The sequence below is a fragment of the Candidatus Omnitrophota bacterium genome, assembly GCA_030695905.1.
Classification (GTDB): domain Bacteria; phylum Omnitrophota; class Gorgyraeia; order 2-01-FULL-45-10; family 2-01-FULL-45-10; genus CAZHPY01.
The window spans coordinates 39,995-59,532 of sequence record JAUYOL010000001.1 but is presented as its reverse complement, the minus strand read 5'-3'; the positions used below and the strand labels follow the sequence as shown (position 1 = coordinate 59,532).

At 44.5% G+C, this 19,538-nt stretch carries 12 protein-coding genes and 1 tRNA gene; 6 read left to right on the top strand and 7 right to left on the bottom strand.

The annotated features are described in order from the left end of the window. Nucleotides 1–35 precede the first annotated feature (35 nt). From Q8R38_00295 to dnaA, 7 genes are all read right to left on the bottom strand, one after another. Nucleotides 36–5,636 carry a GNAT family N-acetyltransferase gene (locus Q8R38_00295; GenBank protein MDP3790477.1) on the bottom strand — a complete coding sequence of 1,867 codons (5,601 nt, stop codon included), beginning with the start codon at nucleotides 5,634–5,636 and terminating at the stop codon, nucleotides 36–38. Nucleotides 5,637–5,739: 103 nt separating this feature from the next. Further along, nucleotides 5,740–5,817, bottom strand: a tRNA-Glu gene (locus Q8R38_00290). 7 nt (nucleotides 5,818–5,824) lie between these two features. Beyond that, on the bottom strand, nucleotides 5,825–8,425 hold the full coding sequence (gyrA, locus tag Q8R38_00285; protein MDP3790476.1) for a DNA gyrase subunit A: 2,601 nt from the start codon (nucleotides 8,423–8,425) through the stop codon (nucleotides 5,825–5,827). Between the two features lie 9 nt (nucleotides 8,426–8,434). After that, nucleotides 8,435–12,256, bottom strand: coding sequence for a DNA topoisomerase (ATP-hydrolyzing) subunit B (gene gyrB, locus Q8R38_00280; protein ID MDP3790475.1), 3,822 nt, complete (start codon nucleotides 12,254–12,256; stop codon nucleotides 8,435–8,437). Further along, nucleotides 12,253–12,558 carry a DUF721 domain-containing protein gene (locus Q8R38_00275; GenBank protein ID MDP3790474.1) on the bottom strand — a complete coding sequence of 102 codons (306 nt, stop codon included), beginning with the start codon at nucleotides 12,556–12,558 and terminating at the stop codon, nucleotides 12,253–12,255. The genes gyrB and Q8R38_00275 overlap by 4 nt, the downstream gene beginning before the upstream one ends. 4 nt (nucleotides 12,559–12,562) lie before the next feature. Further along, nucleotides 12,563–13,654 (bottom strand): DNA polymerase III subunit beta, encoded by a 1,092-nt coding sequence (gene dnaN / locus Q8R38_00270; GenBank protein ID MDP3790473.1) that lies wholly within the window; start codon nucleotides 13,652–13,654, stop codon nucleotides 12,563–12,565. 157 nt (nucleotides 13,655–13,811) lie between these two features. Beyond that, a complete protein-coding gene (gene dnaA / locus Q8R38_00265) occupies nucleotides 13,812–15,185 on the bottom strand; it encodes a chromosomal replication initiator protein DnaA (protein MDP3790472.1) in 1,374 nt (457 codons plus the stop codon). A 208-nt stretch (nucleotides 15,186–15,393) separates the two neighbouring features. Here dnaA and rpmH point away from each other — a divergent pair, with 208 nt between their 5' ends. The 6 genes from rpmH to Q8R38_00235 all read left to right on the top strand — a co-directional run bounded on the left by rpmH (nucleotide 15,394) and on the right by Q8R38_00235 (nucleotide 19,534). Further along, complete coding sequence (rpmH, locus tag Q8R38_00260) at nucleotides 15,394–15,531, top strand: 50S ribosomal protein L34 (protein MDP3790471.1); 138 nt, start codon at nucleotides 15,394–15,396, stop codon at nucleotides 15,529–15,531. Further along, nucleotides 15,528–15,914, top strand: coding sequence for a ribonuclease P protein component (gene rnpA, locus Q8R38_00255; GenBank protein MDP3790470.1), 387 nt, complete (start codon nucleotides 15,528–15,530; stop codon nucleotides 15,912–15,914). The genes rpmH and rnpA overlap by 4 nt, the downstream gene beginning before the upstream one ends. Next, nucleotides 15,911–16,120, top strand: a complete 210-nt coding sequence (gene yidD, locus Q8R38_00250) for a membrane protein insertion efficiency factor YidD (protein MDP3790469.1) — start codon at nucleotides 15,911–15,913, stop codon at nucleotides 16,118–16,120. The genes rnpA and yidD overlap by 4 nt, the downstream gene beginning before the upstream one ends. An 18-nt stretch (nucleotides 16,121–16,138) precedes the next feature. Next, entirely contained in the window at nucleotides 16,139–17,722 is a 1,584-nt protein-coding gene (gene yidC / locus Q8R38_00245; GenBank protein MDP3790468.1) for a membrane protein insertase YidC, read from the top strand. A gap of 97 nt (nucleotides 17,723–17,819) precedes the next feature. After that, a complete protein-coding gene (locus Q8R38_00240; protein ID MDP3790467.1) occupies nucleotides 17,820–18,677 on the top strand; it encodes a ParA family protein in 858 nt (285 codons plus the stop codon). Continuing rightward, nucleotides 18,674–19,534 (top strand): ParB/RepB/Spo0J family partition protein, encoded by an 861-nt coding sequence (locus tag Q8R38_00235; GenBank protein ID MDP3790466.1) that lies wholly within the window; start codon nucleotides 18,674–18,676, stop codon nucleotides 19,532–19,534. The genes Q8R38_00240 and Q8R38_00235 overlap by 4 nt, the downstream gene beginning before the upstream one ends. The last annotated feature ends 4 nt before the right edge of the window (nucleotides 19,535–19,538 follow it).

Genomic DNA, 19,538 nt, shown 5'->3' with positions numbered 1-19,538 from the left:
ATATAACATACTGCCCATGCTCTCTTCCATCAGAATTACGCGGATTGCCGCAATTGTGTAATTGTGAGGCGGTAATACTCGTCGGCCCTTTCCGGTGAAACGTGTTCCGCGGGCGGCAAGTTTATCCAGATGTTTTTGTTATCATTTTTTAGCGCATCCGCGGTTAAATCTTCTCCTGTTATATCTTTATACTGCCTTTGAATAAACGATACCAGAGCATTATATTTATCCATATCATCGGTAGATAAGTTATCGGGAAGATGGGAAGCGGCTAATGCTATGTTTAGCATGCCCATTATCCTTAGCGCCCTGCCATTTATATCTTCATTGATATCGAAGTGAATATCGACGTGTCCTGTCCCAGCCAATTGGCTCCTACCCTGGTCCTTATAACAATTTACCCATATAATTCCCTCGCTTTGCCCTTTTGTAGCAATTAGCTTAACCCTCTCCTTGCCCGGCAGCCACGCCGGCAGTATCTGCCCGGCATATATTTTAAGCAACTCTTCCGCGAGAGGCGGCATCTTATCCGCGTCATATCGTATCGTGTAATATGTAAGCTCTTTCTCCTTTACCTGCTCCTGCTCGGGAATAAGTTTGGTTAACATCTGTAAGGCATTTTCAATATCAGTCGCATTCGCGCGCCAAACCGCATCTCCCCTCCCGGTGGGTAAAACGGTATCTAATAAAGACGCTATCAATGGGCGATATTCTGTTTCAATCTGTATAAATTGCTCGCGAAGTTTTGCAAAACCTTCTTTAAATTTAGCTCCTTCCGCATTTGGTTTGAAATAGTATTGTCCGACAAATTCCGCAAGGCCCTGATTTGGCAGATTGCTATCGGCTGTTCCTGTCGATAATCTCTTCTTCGCAAAATCGACTAACGAACTGCCCCCTGAATCCGGCTTATCAGGATCTGCCAACCGATCCAGCCAATAATGTACCTTGTCAAAACGGCGAAGAATCTGACTAATATCTGCTTCCGAGCTTTTCGCGGTTTTCGAACCAAGTTCAATCCTTCCCAATACATTGAAGATAATCTGTAATTGCTCAGACACAAGATGTTGCAGGTCAATTTTTTGATCTAAAAGCAAAGACTCCGTGAGTTTCAAAATTCCACCCTTTAATTCATAAACCTTGGGAACAAATTCGCGCCGAATTTTTGCGGCTTTTTCCGCAGTACTTACGGTATCGGAAGACGATCCTTTTATCACCGCTTCTTCTGACATTTCGTCATTGCGAGGCCACGCCTCCGGCCCTACGGGCCGCAAGGCCCGGAGGGAAGCGGCCGAAGCAATCTCTTCGCCTGGGCCGGCGGCGAATGCTTGCGGCAAGACTTTAGGAACGAGCCTCGTCTGTCCTTCAGCATCTAACCTGGTTAGGCTAACCTGGTTAGAATTGTCAGGTTGTTTTGGTGCCGTTCCTTCGGGCGCCACTTCCTTTGGTGCTGCCGGCTGACCGGAGGCGGAATTGTTCACCGGTGCGTCTTTCGGAACGAGCTTATCGTCAAACGGCTGATCTGCAGACATCGCACCTGGCCCGAAACGAGGGCTTGATATCGAATTAGATCTTGAAGTAAGATCTAATATCATGGTAGTCCATGAGCTATCTGAAGACCCTACATCCCGCTTGAAACCAAGTCTTTCATAAATTCCTGAGGCCCTCGCCCTCCTGGTCTCGACACGTAATGAAGCTTTTTTCTTACCATTTGTTTTTGCTATCTTAAGCGCTTTGGATAATAGAGAAGTACCTATGCCGTGATTTATAATAGAGGGATCGACTCCAAAGAAATCTATGCCAAAACCATCCCCTGCTCCGGATGCCAAAAGAAACCCCGCCAGCTTATTACCACACACCGCTAAAAGAATCAATGGGTCCGCTCTTTTTGTGTACCCGATTATGTATTCCTGTTTTTCTTTTATTATTCCTATCCTGCGATCGAGACCTACTATCTGATTAGCCCAATATTTAATTTTTCCATCCGCTTGCCTTAGCCGTAGTATCTTAATTTGCCCGACCAGGCCCGGGTCTCTCTTGTCATATCCCGGCGGCAATTGGGCAGCGCCTACCGTGTTACGGCCGAAGACTTTTGTGGCTTTTGGGGACGGTTCATTTTGTGCTACTCCGGTTTCCACGGTCGGGCCGGGGGAAAAATCGGGTTTCCTCAAAACCCTTATTGGCACCCTTCCAAAAATAGTGAACATATCCCCCAGGTACGCCTCATAGCTGGCGCACTCATTGTTTAATGCCTGCTTGATTCTTTGATGTCCCTGCCCGGCCAGCAAGTCTTCATAACCTAATTTCTCTTCAAGGTACTGTGCCAGCCACAAATCCTTTTCGTCAGCAATTATTATGCAACCTCCCGGCCGGAGCAGATTGTTGCCGATCTTTTCGACTAGCTCCCAAATGTCTTTATTTGAGCGCCTGCCTTCATAAGTCATCGACCAGGATGTCAATCCTTTTACCAGAACCGTGTCTATACCGCCTTTTTTTGTCAGCGCCGGGAAGTATACCCCGCGATCAAACGCATTAACCGGCATTACCGTAAGATCCTTTGGCCGACCCTTGTAAGCAGGAGGCAACCCATTTTTTAACAACGCCTTTTCCGCGGCTTCGATATCTTTGGTTTTGCCGATACCTGTGTAATAGTTTATACCGAAGGTGGCTGTAAAATAAGCGGGAATACAATCATCGCCCATCAAAGGATACAAAAGATTGCCCCTTAAAATCCCCATATGATATAGCAGTCGAAGGCGCAGCTCATAATCGGGGATGCTGCTTTCCCGTATATGGTTCCACAAAATACTCGCATTTCCTTGTGCTTTCGCCTCTGCCTTTTTTTGCACCAACAAACGCTGCCCGGCTTCGATTTCTGCCAGGGCCTCGCCTATTAAACGGTCCGCATCGGTATTCTGTGGCACATTTAATGGCAGGCTGCCCGGAGCGCTTTCTAAAGGATCTCCACCGGAGTCTTTAAGGAAAAAATAATTTATCAGCTGATCCCGCTGTGAATCGGTAGCGGGCTTTTTTGGGAATTTCGAAACAAACAATCGGCTTTCTTCGTCATCAAAAAACCCCTGACGCATTGTTATTATTATTTCATAGATCCTATCGAGTTGTTGACGGACATACATATCATCTTTCCGTTGTTTTGGCGCTTTAAAATAGCGGCTATATCGATCGATAGCGTTTTCAAGCATCCAGCTGATCCACTCATCATCGTTGGAGGGCTTCCGACGCCATTTTTTTGCTGTCTTTATGAATGACTCGGCCCCCTTCAGCCACTCATCTCCCGCTAAAACATAGGGCTTGGCCGTATCGGCCTCGAGATCGCTTTGCCTTTCATAAAATGCGGCTGCTTCGGCATATTCGTGTCTGGCCTCGCGGGCTTGAACTCCTTGCTCCAAAATCTTCTCATGTCTGACAAGGTCTTCTTGAGAAATAACAAAAACATCGACATCTTCATAAATTATTTGCGCAAAGCCCGCCATGTTCATCACCCTGTCGGCCCAGCTCCGACCCTCTAAAAGCGCGAGCATCTTACGGAATTTATCCAATTCATCTTTTTTGATAATAAAAACAATGTGCCCCGCGGGCCTAAGCAACCTGCTTGCGGAGAGCAATAATTTGTAATAATACGCGTCTTCATTAGCGCCATTCGATACCTTAAAGTCCGGCTTAAAACCATGCGCAAAAATAAGATCGAAAGAGCCTCCCGTCTCGCTTGACGGCCAGAGTTCGGGTATCTCTTCTATCTCCAGAAAGTCTCCGTTGATGATTTTATATTTAGTCGGATCCAAGCCGGATAAGGGCGCCCAAAAATTCTGGAATTCCTTGGAATGTTTCCATCTACCCTCAATGCCATACGCCTTTTCAAGATTGGGAAAGATTTCTTCAAAGCACCAAGCATAAGGCCATGAATTTGTTCCCAGGTCGAGAACGTCCTTTACCTGGTCTGGATCTATCGCGGCCTTTTCCAAGACTTGCTTCTGAATTCGAAAATAATCCAGAGAAAGCCCGTAAAGATAGATAAGCTCTATGGCAAAAGTCTTAAAGTCTCTGTTAATTCCCATCCATGCGCCGCTTGTGATTAATTCAGGGAGTTTCGCAAAGCGTCTTTCAAAAAACCTGTGTTCATTTTCGATTGGGAGAATGTGTTCTCGTCTTTCATGCTTTGACGGCCAAGAATCATATGAGATGGCACGGCGCCCGCTTAGAAGCTCCCAAAGATTAATTTCGATATGACTTCTCGGTGCTTCAGGAATTTTTATAAGCCAGGGAGGGTAGCAAAGCGCGCCCGTTTTACCTGTAAATATCTGCGGATGTGCAAGGGCGAGTAATTGCGAACGGATACGGTCATGCCGGCTATGGAGCTTTTCAAATGCATCTTTTAATGATTCTGCTTGCTCTGTGGGAGGTGTTTCTCTTATGATATCCCATACATCGTGGTAAAAGATACCCAATACCTCGTCAAACCTCCCACCATTGTCGATTTTATTAAGCAGGGAAGCTGCTGCTTGTCTGTTTATGGGCCCAGAGGACAATCCTTTTGTTTTCTGGATCATAACTTTTAATTGTTCGCAAAGGTAAGCTCCTTGTTTGCGCGCATCACCTAAAACCTTTCTGGTATAAGGTGAAAATCTTGCGCCGGAGCTGTCTAAACTTTCTATCGTGTCCTGTATCGGCTTCAAATAAGTAGAAATCGATTCTATGTCAGTAGTGACCTGGGAAGTCATGATAAGCCAGGTAAACTCCGGGGATAGCATATTTTGTGCTACTCCAGTTCCCGCGGCCGCTGGCCTAACGTGGGGCGCGGGGGTTTCTTCGCGCCGCGCGACTAGTTTAAGCTCGCCCGATTCTTCGTCGGTACCATAAATGGAGAGCATCGTCCTTATATATTCGTAGTCATAGTCAGTTTCACGGAATAATTTTTTATAGGGATCTCTTAAAGGATAGGAATATCCGTGGAAGAGTTTTGCGATCTGGCGTGAGTTCATTCCTTCGTAAGGGGTACCTTGAAGCGCCTGGTCGGCATCGTTGATATATCTTCTGACCCATCTTCTCATCGCTTTCTTATCGGCGATATGTAGCATATTTACTCTTAGGTCTTCCCATTGCAGGATTTGGTCTATCTCGTGCTTTTGAATACATTTGTCAGGTGTATTGCACAATGCGCTGTCGATATACACTACTGGAAGACCGTCATAACCTTTGCCGGCAAGATCAGCCTGAAATGGCTGGCCTGTGGAAGCCAAAAACCCTGCGAGCTTGATAAAAAGCACGGAATCCAGTCCTGCTATTGGCTTACCGTTTATTCGACCTTTTAGCTCTGTATCATATATGTTTACGCGTTCGGTTCGCTGAGATTCCCATTCTTTGCCAAAGATGCCTTTTTCTTTGGGGATTTGCTCATTTATATACTTATCCGCTCCTTTGGATGCAAGCAGACATTCTCTGATGGCAGCTGCTTCTCTAAATTCAGGCTTGTTAAGTTGTGTAAGTGCGGCGAGAGTGGATTGAGAAGCAGTGCGGAGTTCTGGGGTAGCGTAAATGAGATCACTAGCTACAAATAGGCACACCAACGCCAGGGCCATAGCCTTAAATAATACGCTATATCTAATATTGTATAGAAACATACGTAGGGAGATTGTACCACAGAATAACGTTAAGTCAATGAAAAGATAGCCAGCTTTTGAAATTCCTAACCGGGGTGTTGTATTTGGGTGTTTTTTTAAGGAGTGGCACCCCCAACCGGATTCGAACCGGTGTCATCAGAATGAAAATCTGATGTCCTAGACCAGGCTAGACGATGGGGGCGCTTAAATTATTTTTTGCGCCTTATAGCTTTTTTCTTAGGCGATTTTTTCTGCTCTACTTCCTCTTTTTTTATAACTTCTTTCTTTGCTTCTTCTTTTACAGCCGCTTCTTCTTTCTTGGGAGCGGGAGTTTCCTTCCCAGCGCTGGCCCCCGCTTCTTTTATCTTCTCTTCTTCCGCTGCCTCATCCTCGGGGACTATCTTTGCCACAGAGGATATTTTATCACCCTTGTCAAGTTTCATGAGCCTCACGCCCTGCGTTGAACGGCCTGTCGCCCTAATATCCTTGATCGGCGAACGGACTATCATGCCCTTTTCTGTAATAAGCATAATTTCATCTCTATCGGAAACTGTCTTTATTCCGACGGCTTCGCCGTTCTTGCCGGTGACTTTTATATTGATTATACCCTTGCCGCCGCGCGATTGTATGCGATATTCTTTAAATAGTGTGCGCTTACCGAAGCCTTCCTGCGTGACTGTAAGAATCGTCTGGTCGGCCTTCGCCACTTCCATCGCTATCAGCGCGTCTTTCTTGCCGAGATTTATCCCGCGCACACCTTTTGCGCCGCGGCCCATATCCCGGACTTGTGATTCTTTAAAGCGTATCGCCTTGCCTTCGCGCGTGGCCATAAGCAGTTCGGCGTTCCCGTCGGTGCGCTGGACTTCGATAAGCTCATCGTCCTTCTCAAGAGTTATGCCAATAATGCCGCCTTTTCTCGGATTCGAATATGCCGTAAGGGCCGTCTTTTTTATCGTGCCGTTTTTGGTGGCCATCACCAGGAATTCGCCCTCTTTGAATTGTCTTACCGGGACAAAGGCGCTTACCTTCTCTCCGGCGCCAAGGGTAAGCAAATTCACTATGGGTCTTCCTTTGGAAGTGCGCCCGGCTTCGGGTATTTCATGCACCTTAAGCCAATGCACTATGCCTTTGTCGGTAAAAAATAGCATGTAGTCGTGGGTAGAAGCTATGAAGAGGTGCTCTATAAAGTCCTCTTCTTTCATGTCTGCGCCCGTAACACCTTTACCGCCGCGCCGCTGCTTCCTGTATCCTGAAACCGGCAGCCTCTTAATATAGCCGGCGTGACTTATCGTTATGACAACGTCCTCTTCGGCTATGAGGTCCTCTATATCAAGTTCTTCGGTCTCCGGCAATATATCCGTCCTGCGCGCGTCTCCGAACTTTTCTATCAGATCTTTCATCTCCTGCTTGATTATCTCGAGGACCTTTTTTTCGCTCTCTAAGATAGATTTGAATAATTCTATCTTCTTTATCAGCTCCAGGTATTCTTTGTCAATTTTGTCGCGCTCCAGATGCGTAAGGCGCTGTAACTGCATTTCAAGAATAGCTTGCGCCTGCCTGTCGGACAGCCCTATCTTTTTTATTAACTCGGCCTTCGCTTCCTGCGGGTCTTTTGAGCCGCGTATTATCTTTATGACCTTGTCCAGTTCCTTTAAGGCAATCTTTAATCCTTCCAGAATGTGGGCGCGATCCTGCGCTTTCTCAAGATCGTATTTCGTCCGACGGATAACGATCTCTTTTCTGTGGCGGATGAATTCTTCCAAAACCTCTTTTAAGTTAAGAACCCTGGGCCGGCCCTCAACCAGCGCCAGCATTATCACGCCGAATGTCGTCTGCATCTGGGTGTGTTTGTAGAGCTGGTTTAGTATAACTTTTGCGTTAGCGCCGCGCCTTATCTCTATGACGATGCGCATGCCGTCTTTATCCGACTCGTCTCTCAAGTCCGTTATACCGTCGATCTTCTTATCTGTGATAAGGTCCGCTATCGTTTCGATAAGATTGGCCTTGTTGACCTGATATGGCAGTTCTTTTACTATAATTGTTTCTTTCCCATTCTTCTGTTCTTCTATGAATGCTTTTGCGTGAACCCTTAACAGCCCCCTGCCCGTTGAGTACGCATTCTTAATACCTTCATAACCTCTTATAATACCGCCCGTGGGGAAGTCCGGACCTTTGACTATCTTTAAAAGATCTTTAGGGTCACAGCTTGGATCGTCTATAACAAACATCACGGCCTGCGCGACTTCTGTCAGGTTATGCGGCGGGATGTTTGTAGCCATGCCAACCGCTATACCACTTGAACCATTTACTAACAAATTCGGAAGGCATGCCGGCAGAACCATCGGCTCTTCGAGCGATCCGTCAAAGTTCGGCATAAAGTCGACTGTGTTCTTTTCTATATCGAGAAGCATGTAATCTGTTATGCGGCTAAGCCTGGCTTCGGTATACCTCATAGCGGCCGGCGAATCTCCGTCGACAGATCCGAAGTTCCCCTGGCCCTCTATTAAAGGATACCTTAAAGAAAAATCCTGCGCCATTCTCACAAGAGTATCATACACGGCGACATCTCCATGAGGGTGGAACTTTCCCAAAACCTCTCCGACTATACGGGCGCATTTCTTGTAGGGCTTGGAATGCTCTACGCCGAGTTCTTTCATCGCAAATAATATACGACGATGAACGGGCTTCAACCCGTCGCGCACATCCGGAAGAGCGCGGCCAACGATAACGCTCATAGCATAATTTATATAGGAGTCTTTCATCTCCTCTTCTATGTATACCGGAACTAATTTTTCATTTCTCGCGTACATGTCTCTCCTTTATATATCTAGTACTTTTACTTCGTGGGCGTGTTTTTCTATAAACTCTCGCCTAGGCTCCACCGCCTCGCCCATCAGAACTGTAAACATCGCGTCTGTCTCAACCGCGTCTTCCAGCATTACTTTTAACAATGTTCTTCTCTCCGGGTCCATGGTCGTTTCCCATAGCTGTGTCGGGTTCATCTCTCCGAGACCTTTGTACCTTTGGATGGACATGCCTTCTTTGCCCACGCCTTTAACATATCCTAAAACTTCCTTCAGGCTGAAGAAGCCTTCATGGCCTTTTTCGCTTTTTATTGTAAATATCGGCTTGCGCGTTTCTTTCTTTAAAGACCTGCCCTGTGCATGATCTTCTTCCTCAACATCATACTCCTCAATATCCACCCCAAGCTTTTCTATTTTATCTACTATCTTTTCTATCTCCCTTGCCTCGTAAAACTCCATATAGTCTTGAGCCTTAGGTTTTGGCTCTGGTTTCTTTTCTTCCTTCTTGCCCTTTGAATCCACTGCCTTTTCCCTGCTCTTTGTCTTGGGTTCTTCCTCTTCTCCTATATACTCGGACAATTCATCGTCATTGTATAAGAAATGGGCTTCTCCATCCACTTTTATCATATAAAGTGGTAGTTTTTTGGTCTTCTTCTGTCTCAAGCTGATGTATTTTGATAAACTTACTCCACTTCTTTCAATAGCGTTCCCCATGCTCCCAAGCTCTATCAATGCGTCAAGGATAGATTTTAGCTGTTTATCTGTAAACTGGTGCTTGTCTTTAACGCGGACAAGGGCCATGCCCTCTGAACCCAGCTCGAGCAGAAGATTATTATAATCATCTTCCGTTTGTATATATTCCTCTCTTTTGCCTCTTTTGATCTTGTATAAGGGCGGTTGAGCTATATAGATATGGCCGTTTTCTATCAATGCCGGCATTTGACGATACAGGAATGTCAAAAGAAGCGTTCTTATGTGTGACCCATCGACGTCGGCGTCGCACATTATTATTATCTTGTGATATCTAAGCTTCTCGATATTAAACTCTTCTCCTATGCCGCTGCCGATGGCTGTTATAATGGTTCTTATTTCTTCATTTGAAAGCGCCTTATCGAGCCGGGCTTTTTCAACATTCAGTATCTTACCTTTTAATGGCAGTATGGCCTGAAAGCGCCTATCGCGTCCCTGTTTTGCGCTATTGTGCACAAACACGCCGCTGGCAAGAGCAAAATTATGTGTATTCGGGACCTCTATATCGTAAACGTCCACCCGATCGACCAGCCATTCCACTCGTTTTACTTTATGATTATAATTATTTATGGCTTCGCGCAGTCTATTTTTGTCGTTATCGAAAAATCTTTGCGCTAACGTATCAAGTGTTAATAGGTTCTTATTACGAGGCGCAAGTCGCTTCCTCTCTTTTTCATATAGAGCAATGTCTTTGCCTTCATTGATAACTCTTTTTGCCAGCGCCATGCTATGCCTAAAATATGTTTGGTCATATGCTTGTTTACGTTTTAACCGGAAACCTATGGTCCATTGCTCTTTTGTCTTTTCCCGCCGCCATAAACGAAGAGTGATGTCATCCCATTGTTGTTTTGCTATATCGGAATGCTTTTCCCTGTGTTCCGGGTGGGCCTCAAAATATTTCTTCGTTTTTAAAGATTGCTTAAGCCTATTATCAGGCTTCGCCCAATGCTTTTTCTGAGCTTTATCAATAAGCCCAAGCACCCGAGCTCTGAATGTTTCATCCTTATTATAGAATTCCATATATTTCTTAACCATGTACTGCTTATACGCGGGGTTCTCCCATTGCTTCTTGGCTCTAGCGCTAAGCATTGGCGACATTTGTTTCATAATATCGGAGATTTTTTTGCGATATTCGGGTGTCCTTTTTGTTCTGTTGCATTTTTCTACAACTTCCTTTGCATGCAACACCTTCTTTGCGTGCTTTCTATGAAGCTCAAGGTGTTCATTTCTGCTCATTCTTACAATGTTGTCGGGACAATTATTTAGCTTGTTAAAATCCACATGGTGCCTGTTGTCTCCGTCGTATATTTTATACACCCCCCGCTCAAGATTGTAAGCATCTGCCAAAAGATGCCAGAATATCCATTGGTTTTTTGCCGTGTCAAAAACCATGGGGTATCCTTCTATGGTCACACCTTTTCCCAACGAAGACAGCTTCGTCCTAAACGGCATAAGAGACTCGCCGGGCTGCAGATCCTTAGCCTGAACGTAAAATCCATCTCTTGCCATAAATAAATGACCGGGGGTACACATTATCTCTTCACCATTATCTAACACAACGTTGACAACGGCTGCCTCTTTTTGCGTACACCTAGGGCTTGCTATTTCTGCTATCCCCATGCTGCCGCTATCTTTTATTGTGAAACAATAATTCTTCTTGCCGTTTTCCCATTCACGAACTAACTCTTTAAAGCTGAGGTTTCTCCCATCGGCCAAAGCAACTTCTGTGTCTCCAAAAAAACAGCCACCGGCCGAATCCCCTTCCACCAAATAGACTTCGCATAATGATGCATCCGTCTCCTGACAATCGGCTAACTTGCCCGGGAGCGATGCTCCTTCCAGGGCGCCCTTGCGACGGGTAAGCTCTCGCGCCTTTCGCGCTGCTTCTCTCGCGCGCGCGGCCAATACGGCTTTTTCGATTATCTTGTTGGCAACTGGCGGGTTCTCTTCCAAAAATGACCCGAGAGCTTCATTGACTATAGACTCCACAATACCCTCGACTTCGGAATTGCCGAGCTTTGTCTTTGTCTGGCCCTCAAACTGCGGGTTTGGAACTTTAACGCTTATTACCGCGCTTATGCCTTCTCTCGTATCATCGCCCGAAATAGACGAGTCTTCGTTCTTCAAAAGATTTTTGGATTTGCAATATTGGTTTAGCGTCCTGGTCAGCGCGGATTTAAATCCTGTCAGATGCGTGCCGCCTTCTATGGTATTTATATTATTAGCGAAAGTGTATATGCTCTCGGCATACCCGTCGTTATACTGCGCGGCTATCTCCGCCTGGATGCCATCCTTTTCTTTCGAAAAATATATTACTTTTTTGTGGAGAACGTTTTTGTTTTTATTTAAAAATTCTACGAATGAGACGATGCCCCCGGAAAACTGATACTCGGCCTCGCGGCCCTTAGCCCGTTCATCTTTTAGTTTTATCTTTAACTCTTTATTTAGAAACGCGAGTTCTCTTAAGCGGTTAGACAAAATATCAAAAGAATAATTTATGCCCAAGGGGAATATCTCTTTGTCGGCTTTGAATGACACCGATGTGCCTGTGTGTTGGGCGGTGCCGATAACTTTTACCTTTGAAGCGGCCTTGCCGCACTCGTACTCCTGATGGTATATCTTGCCGTCGCGCCTCGATTCTACCTCAAGCCATTCGGAAAGCGCGTTGACAACACTTACGCCCACGCCATGCAGCCCGCCCGATACCCGATACGCCTTGTGGTCAAATTTACCGCCGGCATGGAGCGTGGTCATGACGACTTCAAGCGCAGGCTTATTCATCGTCTTATGTATGTCGACCGGAATGCCTCGCCCGTCATCGATTACCGTGACGGAGTTGTCGGCATGCACGATAACCTCGATAGCCGTGGCGTAACCTGCCATGCATTCGTCGATAGAGTTATCGACTACTTCGTACACCATGTGGTGCAACCCCCGCGACGTTGTGTCGCCGATATACATGGCCGGCCTTTTCCTGACCGCGTCGACGCCTTCCAACACCTGTATCGTAGTCGCGTCGTATTTCTTTACCGCCGCTTCTTTATCTTTTGCTATCTGTTCTTTGCTCTTCTTCTCTTTCTCACTCATTTAATATCACCTATTCTTAGCGTTATACTCTTTATCTTTTTGCTTTTTAAAGTTTCTTCCAGCTTTTTTAATATCTCTTTTTTTTGCACTGTGAGCTCATACAACCAGCTCGAATCATCCATGTTTATAACCAGCCGCCCGTCTTTTAGCAGGCGCACCTTTGAATGCCTCGCCGCGCCTTTTCCGATGGCGCTTTCCCACGCGGCAGTGACCTCTTCCTGGGTTAAACCGCCCTTTTTACTAATGCCACCTATTATGTTTTTTAATACATCTTCTAAGGGTTTGTCGCTGGCGCCGGCCATAAAATTATAACTGCATCGGCAGTACTACATAAACATATTCATTGCCTATTCTTATCACCCCCGGCTTTTCAGGGTCGGAAATTTCAAGGTTTACAGTTTCTTCATTTATGTTTTTTAACGCGTCTACAAGATAATCAGGGTTGAACCCTATCGCAATGTCTTTGCCCTTGTAATCAACCACGATCTCTTCGCGCGCTTCGCCTATATACGGTGCGCTCTTTGAAAGAACCATCTTGTCTTTGGATAATTCTATCTTGACTGCGAGAGAGTCGGTATTTGTAAACAACGCGGCTCTTTTTGTCGCCGCAAGAAGCTTTACCCGCGACACACCAATCTTGTCCTTAACCTCTTTGGGCACTACCTGTTCGTAGTTTGGGAATTCTCCCTCAATAAGCCGCGACACAACTTTTGTCCCGCCCATATCAAACAGCACCTGATTATTCCCAAAACAAACCTTAACCTCGCCTTCATCTCCCAACAACTTCCCAAGCTCCGCTATAGTCTTGGCCGGTATTATAACCTTTCTTTCCTGCGTCTTTGGCGCCTGTATCTTTTCTTCCACCATTGCGAGTCGGCGCCCATCAGTTGCCACCATCCTTATATATGTTGGCTTTATTATAAACAATACACCGTTTAACACATACCTTGTTTCATCGCGGCTTATCGCGAAACTTGTCATCGCGATCATCTTTTTCAGTCTCGGCCGTTGTATCGCTATTGAGTCCTTGTCTTTAAAATCCGGTAATTGAGGAAATTCATCTTTTGGCAGGCCCATTATCTTAAATAAACAGCTTGGGCATTCTATGTGCACTAAATTGTTCTTTTTTACCGATACAGACACATCCCCTTCGGGTAATTCTTTTATAATATCGAAAAATTTCTTTGCCGGGATGGTTATAGCCCCCTCTGTCCCTGGTTTAACTTGTATGTTTGATATTATGCCTATATCAAGGTCTGTTGCTGTGAGTGATAGATTATCTTTGCCGGTTTCCATTAATATGTTCGATAGTATCGGTAATGTTGTTTTTGGGTTTATGGCGCTTTGGACGTCTTGTATTCCTTTTGTTAGAACATCCTTTGTCGTGTCAAACTTCATTCACTCACCTCTTCTGTTATTATTCTATAGATAAGAAAATAGTAGTAGCATTAGTAGTGGTGTTGATAGTGTGTATAAGTTACCAACCTATTTTGCCCCAAGATGTTGTGTAAAATTAACTTAACCACAAAGCCCACAGGCTTATCCACAATAAAACCTAAGACGACTGTATGTTTTCGGTAACCCTTTCAATCAAACTACTCAAACCCTTCTTAATCTTTAGATCATTTTGTATCTTATCAAAGGCATGCATTACCGTGGTATGGTCCCTGCCGCCAAAGTATTCGCCTATTTCAGGTAGAGAGTAATCCGTGAGCTGACGGGCTAAATACATTGCTATCTGTCTTGGGTATGCTATGCCCCGCGAACGCTTTTTTACCTTCATATCAGATAGCTTGATATCAAAATACTCACACACCTTTTTCTGTATTAAATCGATCGTTATATTTTTTTCACCTTCACGGATCATGTCTTTTAAAACCTCTTTAACCATATCCACGGTTATCTCTCTGCCTATAAGCTTCGCGTATGCCACAACGCGTATGAGCGCACCTTCAAGCTCGCGGATGTTAGACTTTACTTTCTCCGCCAGGAAGTAGTATACATCGTCGGGCAAAACTATTCCGTCGCGCTCGGACTTTTTCTTCAATATGGCCATTCGCGTTTCAAAATCAGGCGGCTGGATGTCGGTGACAAGCCCCCACTCAAACCTGGAGACAAGCCTTTCCTCGAGAGACTGTATCTCTTTTGGCGGCCTGTCGCTGGAAACGACTATCTGCTTATGCGCGTCGTAAAGAGTATTGAATGTATGGAAAAATTCTTCCTGTGTCGACTCCTTGCCGGCGATAAAATGTATATCATCTATGAGAAGGATATCGACATTGCGGTATTTTTCCCGGAACTTCATGGTGGTCCTGTTTTGTATAGAAGCTATGAGTTGGTTTGTAAAGTCCTCGCTGGATATGTATAATATTTTTGTCTTCGGAGCCCTTTGTAAAGCCTTGTGGCCGATAGCGTGCATTAGATGGGTCTTACCCAAACCGACGCCGCCGTAGATGAACAAAGGATTATATGCTTTTGCGGGGGAATCGCATACGGCGTTTGTCGCGGCATGCGCGAACCGGTTGCTTGGCCCGACGACAAAGCTATCGAATGTATATCTCGGGTTTAAGCCTATCTCTTTGCCGGTATCCTGTTTTTCGCGCGCAAAAGGCCAGAATGGTTTGCCGGGAGTTTTTGGTATATCCTGAGGCTGCGCCTGTTTGGGCGCGTCGGAAGACTCCGTTAATACGAATTCAACGCGCATCTCCTTGCCGCACGATTTAGCGACGCTGGAATTTATGATCTTCAGATAGCGGTCGAGAAGCATCTCCTGGAATAACTTGTTCTGGACCTCCAGCGTTATGGAGCTTTCTGTCGAAGACACAAGCCTGATAGGGCCGAACCAAATATTAAATACCTGGTCGTTATCGAGATCTTTCTTTATAAATTCTCTGGCCCTGAGCCAGATTGAAGAGTCGTTGCTTGTCATTTATCCTGCCAAAAATTATCCACAGTGAATACGCCGTTTTTCCATATGTAGCACATAGGTTATACACAGGTTGTTAACAAAAACCTTCCAGAATCGCACCCATTATAGAGGAAAAAAATTGTAATTGCAAGCAAAAACAAAAAGATTGACTCGGCAAGACGTTGTGGTATAATCAATCTTCCAATAAATTTACGAAAGGACCAAACCAATGAAGTATACTTTAAAAGCCGGCTCTAATATTAAGAGAAAGAGAACGCACGGATTCAGGAAGAAAATGCGCACGCGCCATGGCAGAGCTGTTTTAAAAAGACGAAGACAGAAGGGCAGATATAAGCTCACCGTATGATGGGCTCCGACGAGAAAACTGCATTATCTGGTCCTCGGACTTTCCCAAAAAAAGAGCGCCTGATAAAAACGGGCGAATTCAGGAAGATCTATAAATCCGGAAGCTCATTATCCAGCGGGCCGTTTGTTCTAAAAGTCCTGCCCAACACCTTAAGCCTAAACCGTATAGGGTTTTCGATAAGTTCCAGGAGCATCAAGAAAGCTTTTAGGCGCAACCGTGTGCGCAGATTGTTCCGTGAGGTTTTTCGACTGACCAAGGGGAAACTCAAAAACGGATTTGACATGACACTCGTTGTGAGAAAAGATCCCGCGGTAAAATTTTCTTATAAGGATGCCGAAAACATTTTTTTAAACCTGGCCAGAAAAGCAAGGATATTAGTATGAAGTATATAGTAATATCGGCCTTGAAGTTTTATCGTAAGTATTTGTCAATAATAAACATACGTTGCTGCAGATTTTATCCGTCCTGTTCAGAATATGCCATAGAGGCTGTTCAAAAACACGGGGTAATCTCCGGCGGCGTAAGAAGCATTTGGAGAGTTTTACGCTGCAACCCGTTCTCACGCGGCGGATATGACCCTGTAAAGTAAACAATATAAAGGAATATCATGGAAAAAAAACTGATTTTAGCTATAGCCTTCTCAGTGCTTATAATAGTGGGGTTCCAATACCTGTTTCCGTCGCCAAAACAAGCGCCCATGCCCGGTAAGACGCAGGAAGCCGCGGTGGTAAAAGAAAAAGAGGTTGAAAATATACAGTATCTTACGCCAACCCCTCCCGCTGACGAAAAGGAGTTTTTGGCATCTACCGACAGATATATAGTTACATTCAGCAATATCGGCGGCGCTATCAAGAAAATAGAGTTAAGGAACTATAAAAAACTGAAATCTAACGACCCGATGCCGCTGGTTGAAGAAAAAACCCCCTCGAACTATCTTTTTTCCATTAATGACACGCTTGGCGCTTTGCCATTGAATCAAATGGCATATAAACTTGATAGCGATGACAACAAGATTATTTACACCCTGGCGATAAAGAATTTGGAGATAGTAAAAATATATACTTTACGCAACTCAAGCAATGTAATAGAGTTACAACTCTTAGTGAAAAACTACTCATCGTCTCCTGCCGAACTCGGATACAAAATTATATCCGGATCGGGCCTGGTTGAACCAAGGACCGAGGACAAGAATCTAATTGAGGTAATCTCAAAAGTTGATGGTAAGACGGTTGGTTTCAAAAGACCCAACAAAAATGTTATTGTAAATCCAGGGATAGTTAGTTGGGTTGCGGCAAAAACAAGATATTTCTCGCTCATAATGAAGCCGTATGGGCAAACAAAAAGTCAGTATCACGGATATGCCGCAGGAGATAAGATATATTCCGGAATCGAAATGGAAAAGCTTTTGATCCCCGCAAATTCTTCAGTGGAGAATAAATTCGTTTTATATGCGGGTCCAAGTATCGGTGCGGAACTCAAGAAGTTAGGCTTAGAATTTGAAGAGTCGATAAATTATGGATTTTTTGGTGGCATAGCAAAGCTGTTGCTGGTGATCACAGCTTTCTTCTATAAGCTCGTTCACAACTGGGGGCTGTCGATAATACTTATATCGATATTCTTAAATATAGTGCTCTTCCCTCTCACATTAAAAAGTTTCCAGTCTATGCAGAAGATGCACGAACTGCATCCACAAATGGAAAAGCTCAAGGCGCAGAACAAAGATAATCCGCAAAAACTCAATAAAGAAGTATTAGAGCTGTACAAAAAATATAAGATAAATCCATTAAGTGGTTGCCTGCCTCTTTTACTTCAAATGCCGATATTTGTCGCGTTATACCAGGCGCTTACAAAATCGATAGATTTAAGGGGCGCCAGCTTTTTATGGATAAGCGATCTTTCTATGCCGGACGCCGTGGGCATACCATTCTCCTTGCCGATATTCGGCAACAGCATAAACGTATTACCACTGATGATGGTAGCGCTTATGGTTGTTCAGCAGAAGATATCGTCTAAAGTTATGGGCGGAGCCGTTACCGAAGAGCAAAGACAGCAGCAAAAGATAATGCTTGTCATAATGCCGATAATGTTTGGGTTCATATTTTATAACATGCCCTCCGGTATGGTGCTTTACTGGGTGGTGAATACTGTGCTGACAATAGTTGAGCAGTCTGTAATATTGAAAAAGACATAATGCAGGGCTTGACTTTACTGAAAACGTAGTGTAATATCTGTTTGTAGTGTACGGCATGGCTAATAGTTGTCACGTGAAAACTAATACATAAAGTAAGATGGCAAAAGTAATAGCGCTCTGTAATCAAAAAGGCGGTGTTGGCAAAACAACAACCGCGATAAATCTCGCCACATATCTCGCCTTATCCGGCAAAAAAACACTGTTGATCGATATTGACCCACAAGGCAACGCCACAAGCGGTCTTGGCATAAATAAGCATGATATTAAACATAGTGTTTATCATCTATTGATAGATGACGCGGATCCAAGATCCATTATGATCAGCACCCAAGTCAATAATTTGTTTCTGTTCCCATCCAACCTGAATCTAACCGGAGCCGAAGTCGAATTAGTAGGAATATTAGGCCGTGAGCATAAGCTTAAAAAGGCCCTGGCGGGTCTTTTAAACGAATTTGACTTTATACTGATAGATTGTCCTCCGTCGCTCGGGCTTTTGACGGTGAATGCCCTTTCCGCCGCAAATGCGGTGCTTATACCGATCCAATGCGAATATTATGCGCTCGAAGGATTAGGTCAGTTGGTGAATACTATAAATCTTGTTAAAGAAAATATAAATACAGGCCTGGAAGTCGAAGGTGTTTTATTGACCATGGCCGATTATCGTACCAATCTTACCAACGAAGTTATAAATGAAGTAAAGAAATTTTTTGGTAACAAAGTTTATACTACGGTGATACCGCGTAATATCCGTTTGGCGGAAGCTCCGGGGTTTGGTAAACCCATAGCTATGTATGATAAAAATTCAATCGCGGCAAAGAAGTATGAAGATTTCGCGAATGAATTGTTAGGCATTAAGAAAGACACACATGTTGAGCAAAGTGTAGATGATAATATTAAACATAACTCAAATGATGACAAAGAATTAAAACAAATTAGCGGGGGAGAAATTAAATGATAGAAAAGAGAGCTTTAGGCAGAGGTCTGGGCGCGCTTATTCCACCAAGAGAGGTAGTTTTTGTTGACACAGAAAAACAAGAAAAAGTTATGAACATCTCGTTGAAAGATATTAAGACAAACAAATATCAGCCGCGAGTTCAATTTAACGAAGAAAAGTTAAATGATCTTGTAAAATCGATACAGGAAAAAGGCGTAATACAGCCCGTACTGGTCAGGAAATCCCAGGACGGCTATGAACTTATTGCCGGAGAAAGAAGGTTTAGGGCGGCGAAGCGTTTGAATATGGAAAATATACCGGCGATCGTGAAAGAAGTTAATGATATAGATATGCTCGAAATCGCCCTGATAGAGAATATACAGCGGGAGGAGTTGAACCCGATAGAAGAAGCAACCGCCTTTGAAAGATTCGTCAAGGAGTTTAATTTTACGCAGGATAAGATAGCCCAGGTTTTAGGCAAGGATAAGTCGACAGTGTCTAATATCATAAGATTATTGTCGTTACCGAAAAAGATCCAGGATTATGTATCGAAAAATTCTATCACGGCAGGGCATGCCAGGGCGCTGCTTACTCTTCCGACGGAAAATGAGCAGTACAGGGTGTGCAACCTGATAATAAATAAAGGGCTGTCTGTCCGGGAAGCGGAAAAATTGGTATCGAGAAGAACCTCCGGCGCTAAGAAAAGGGAAGTTAAAAAAGATGCCGGCCTCGATGATATAGCAAATCAACTGCAGCATGTGCTCGGCACGCGTGTAAAGATATGCCACGGCAAAAAACGCGGAACCATCCAGATAGAATATTACTCTGTGGAAGACCTAAATAGGATATTGGGCCTGATAACATCCAATAAGGCATAGGGTC

Excerpts from the sequence above, each read along its gene's own strand:
- yidD (MDP3790469.1), top strand. The coding sequence starts at position 15,911 with ATGAAGTATATAGTAATATCGGCCTTGAAGTTTTATCGTAAGTATTTG.
- Q8R38_00235 (MDP3790466.1), top strand. The coding sequence starts at position 18,674 with ATGATAGAAAAGAGAGCTTTAGGCAGAGGTCTGGGCGCGCTTATTCCA.
- Q8R38_00275 (MDP3790474.1), bottom strand. The coding sequence starts at position 12,558 with ATGGCCGGCGCCAGCGACAAACCCTTAGAAGATGTATTAAAAAACATA.
- Q8R38_00295 (MDP3790477.1), bottom strand. The coding sequence starts at position 5,636 with ATGTTTCTATACAATATTAGATATAGCGTATTATTTAAGGCTATGGCC.
- dnaA (MDP3790472.1), bottom strand. The coding sequence starts at position 15,185 with ATGACAAGCAACGACTCTTCAATCTGGCTCAGGGCCAGAGAATTTATA.
- yidC (MDP3790468.1), top strand. The coding sequence starts at position 16,139 with ATGGAAAAAAAACTGATTTTAGCTATAGCCTTCTCAGTGCTTATAATA.
- rpmH (MDP3790471.1), top strand. The coding sequence starts at position 15,394 with ATGAAGTATACTTTAAAAGCCGGCTCTAATATTAAGAGAAAGAGAACG.
- gyrB (MDP3790475.1), bottom strand. The coding sequence starts at position 12,256 with ATGAGTGAGAAAGAGAAGAAGAGCAAAGAACAGATAGCAAAAGATAAA.
- gyrA (MDP3790476.1), bottom strand. The coding sequence starts at position 8,425 with ATGTACGCGAGAAATGAAAAATTAGTTCCGGTATACATAGAAGAGGAG.
- rnpA (MDP3790470.1), top strand. The coding sequence starts at position 15,528 with ATGATGGGCTCCGACGAGAAAACTGCATTATCTGGTCCTCGGACTTTC.
- dnaN (MDP3790473.1), bottom strand. The coding sequence starts at position 13,654 with ATGAAGTTTGACACGACAAAGGATGTTCTAACAAAAGGAATACAAGAC.
- Q8R38_00240 (MDP3790467.1), top strand. The coding sequence starts at position 17,820 with ATGGCAAAAGTAATAGCGCTCTGTAATCAAAAAGGCGGTGTTGGCAAA.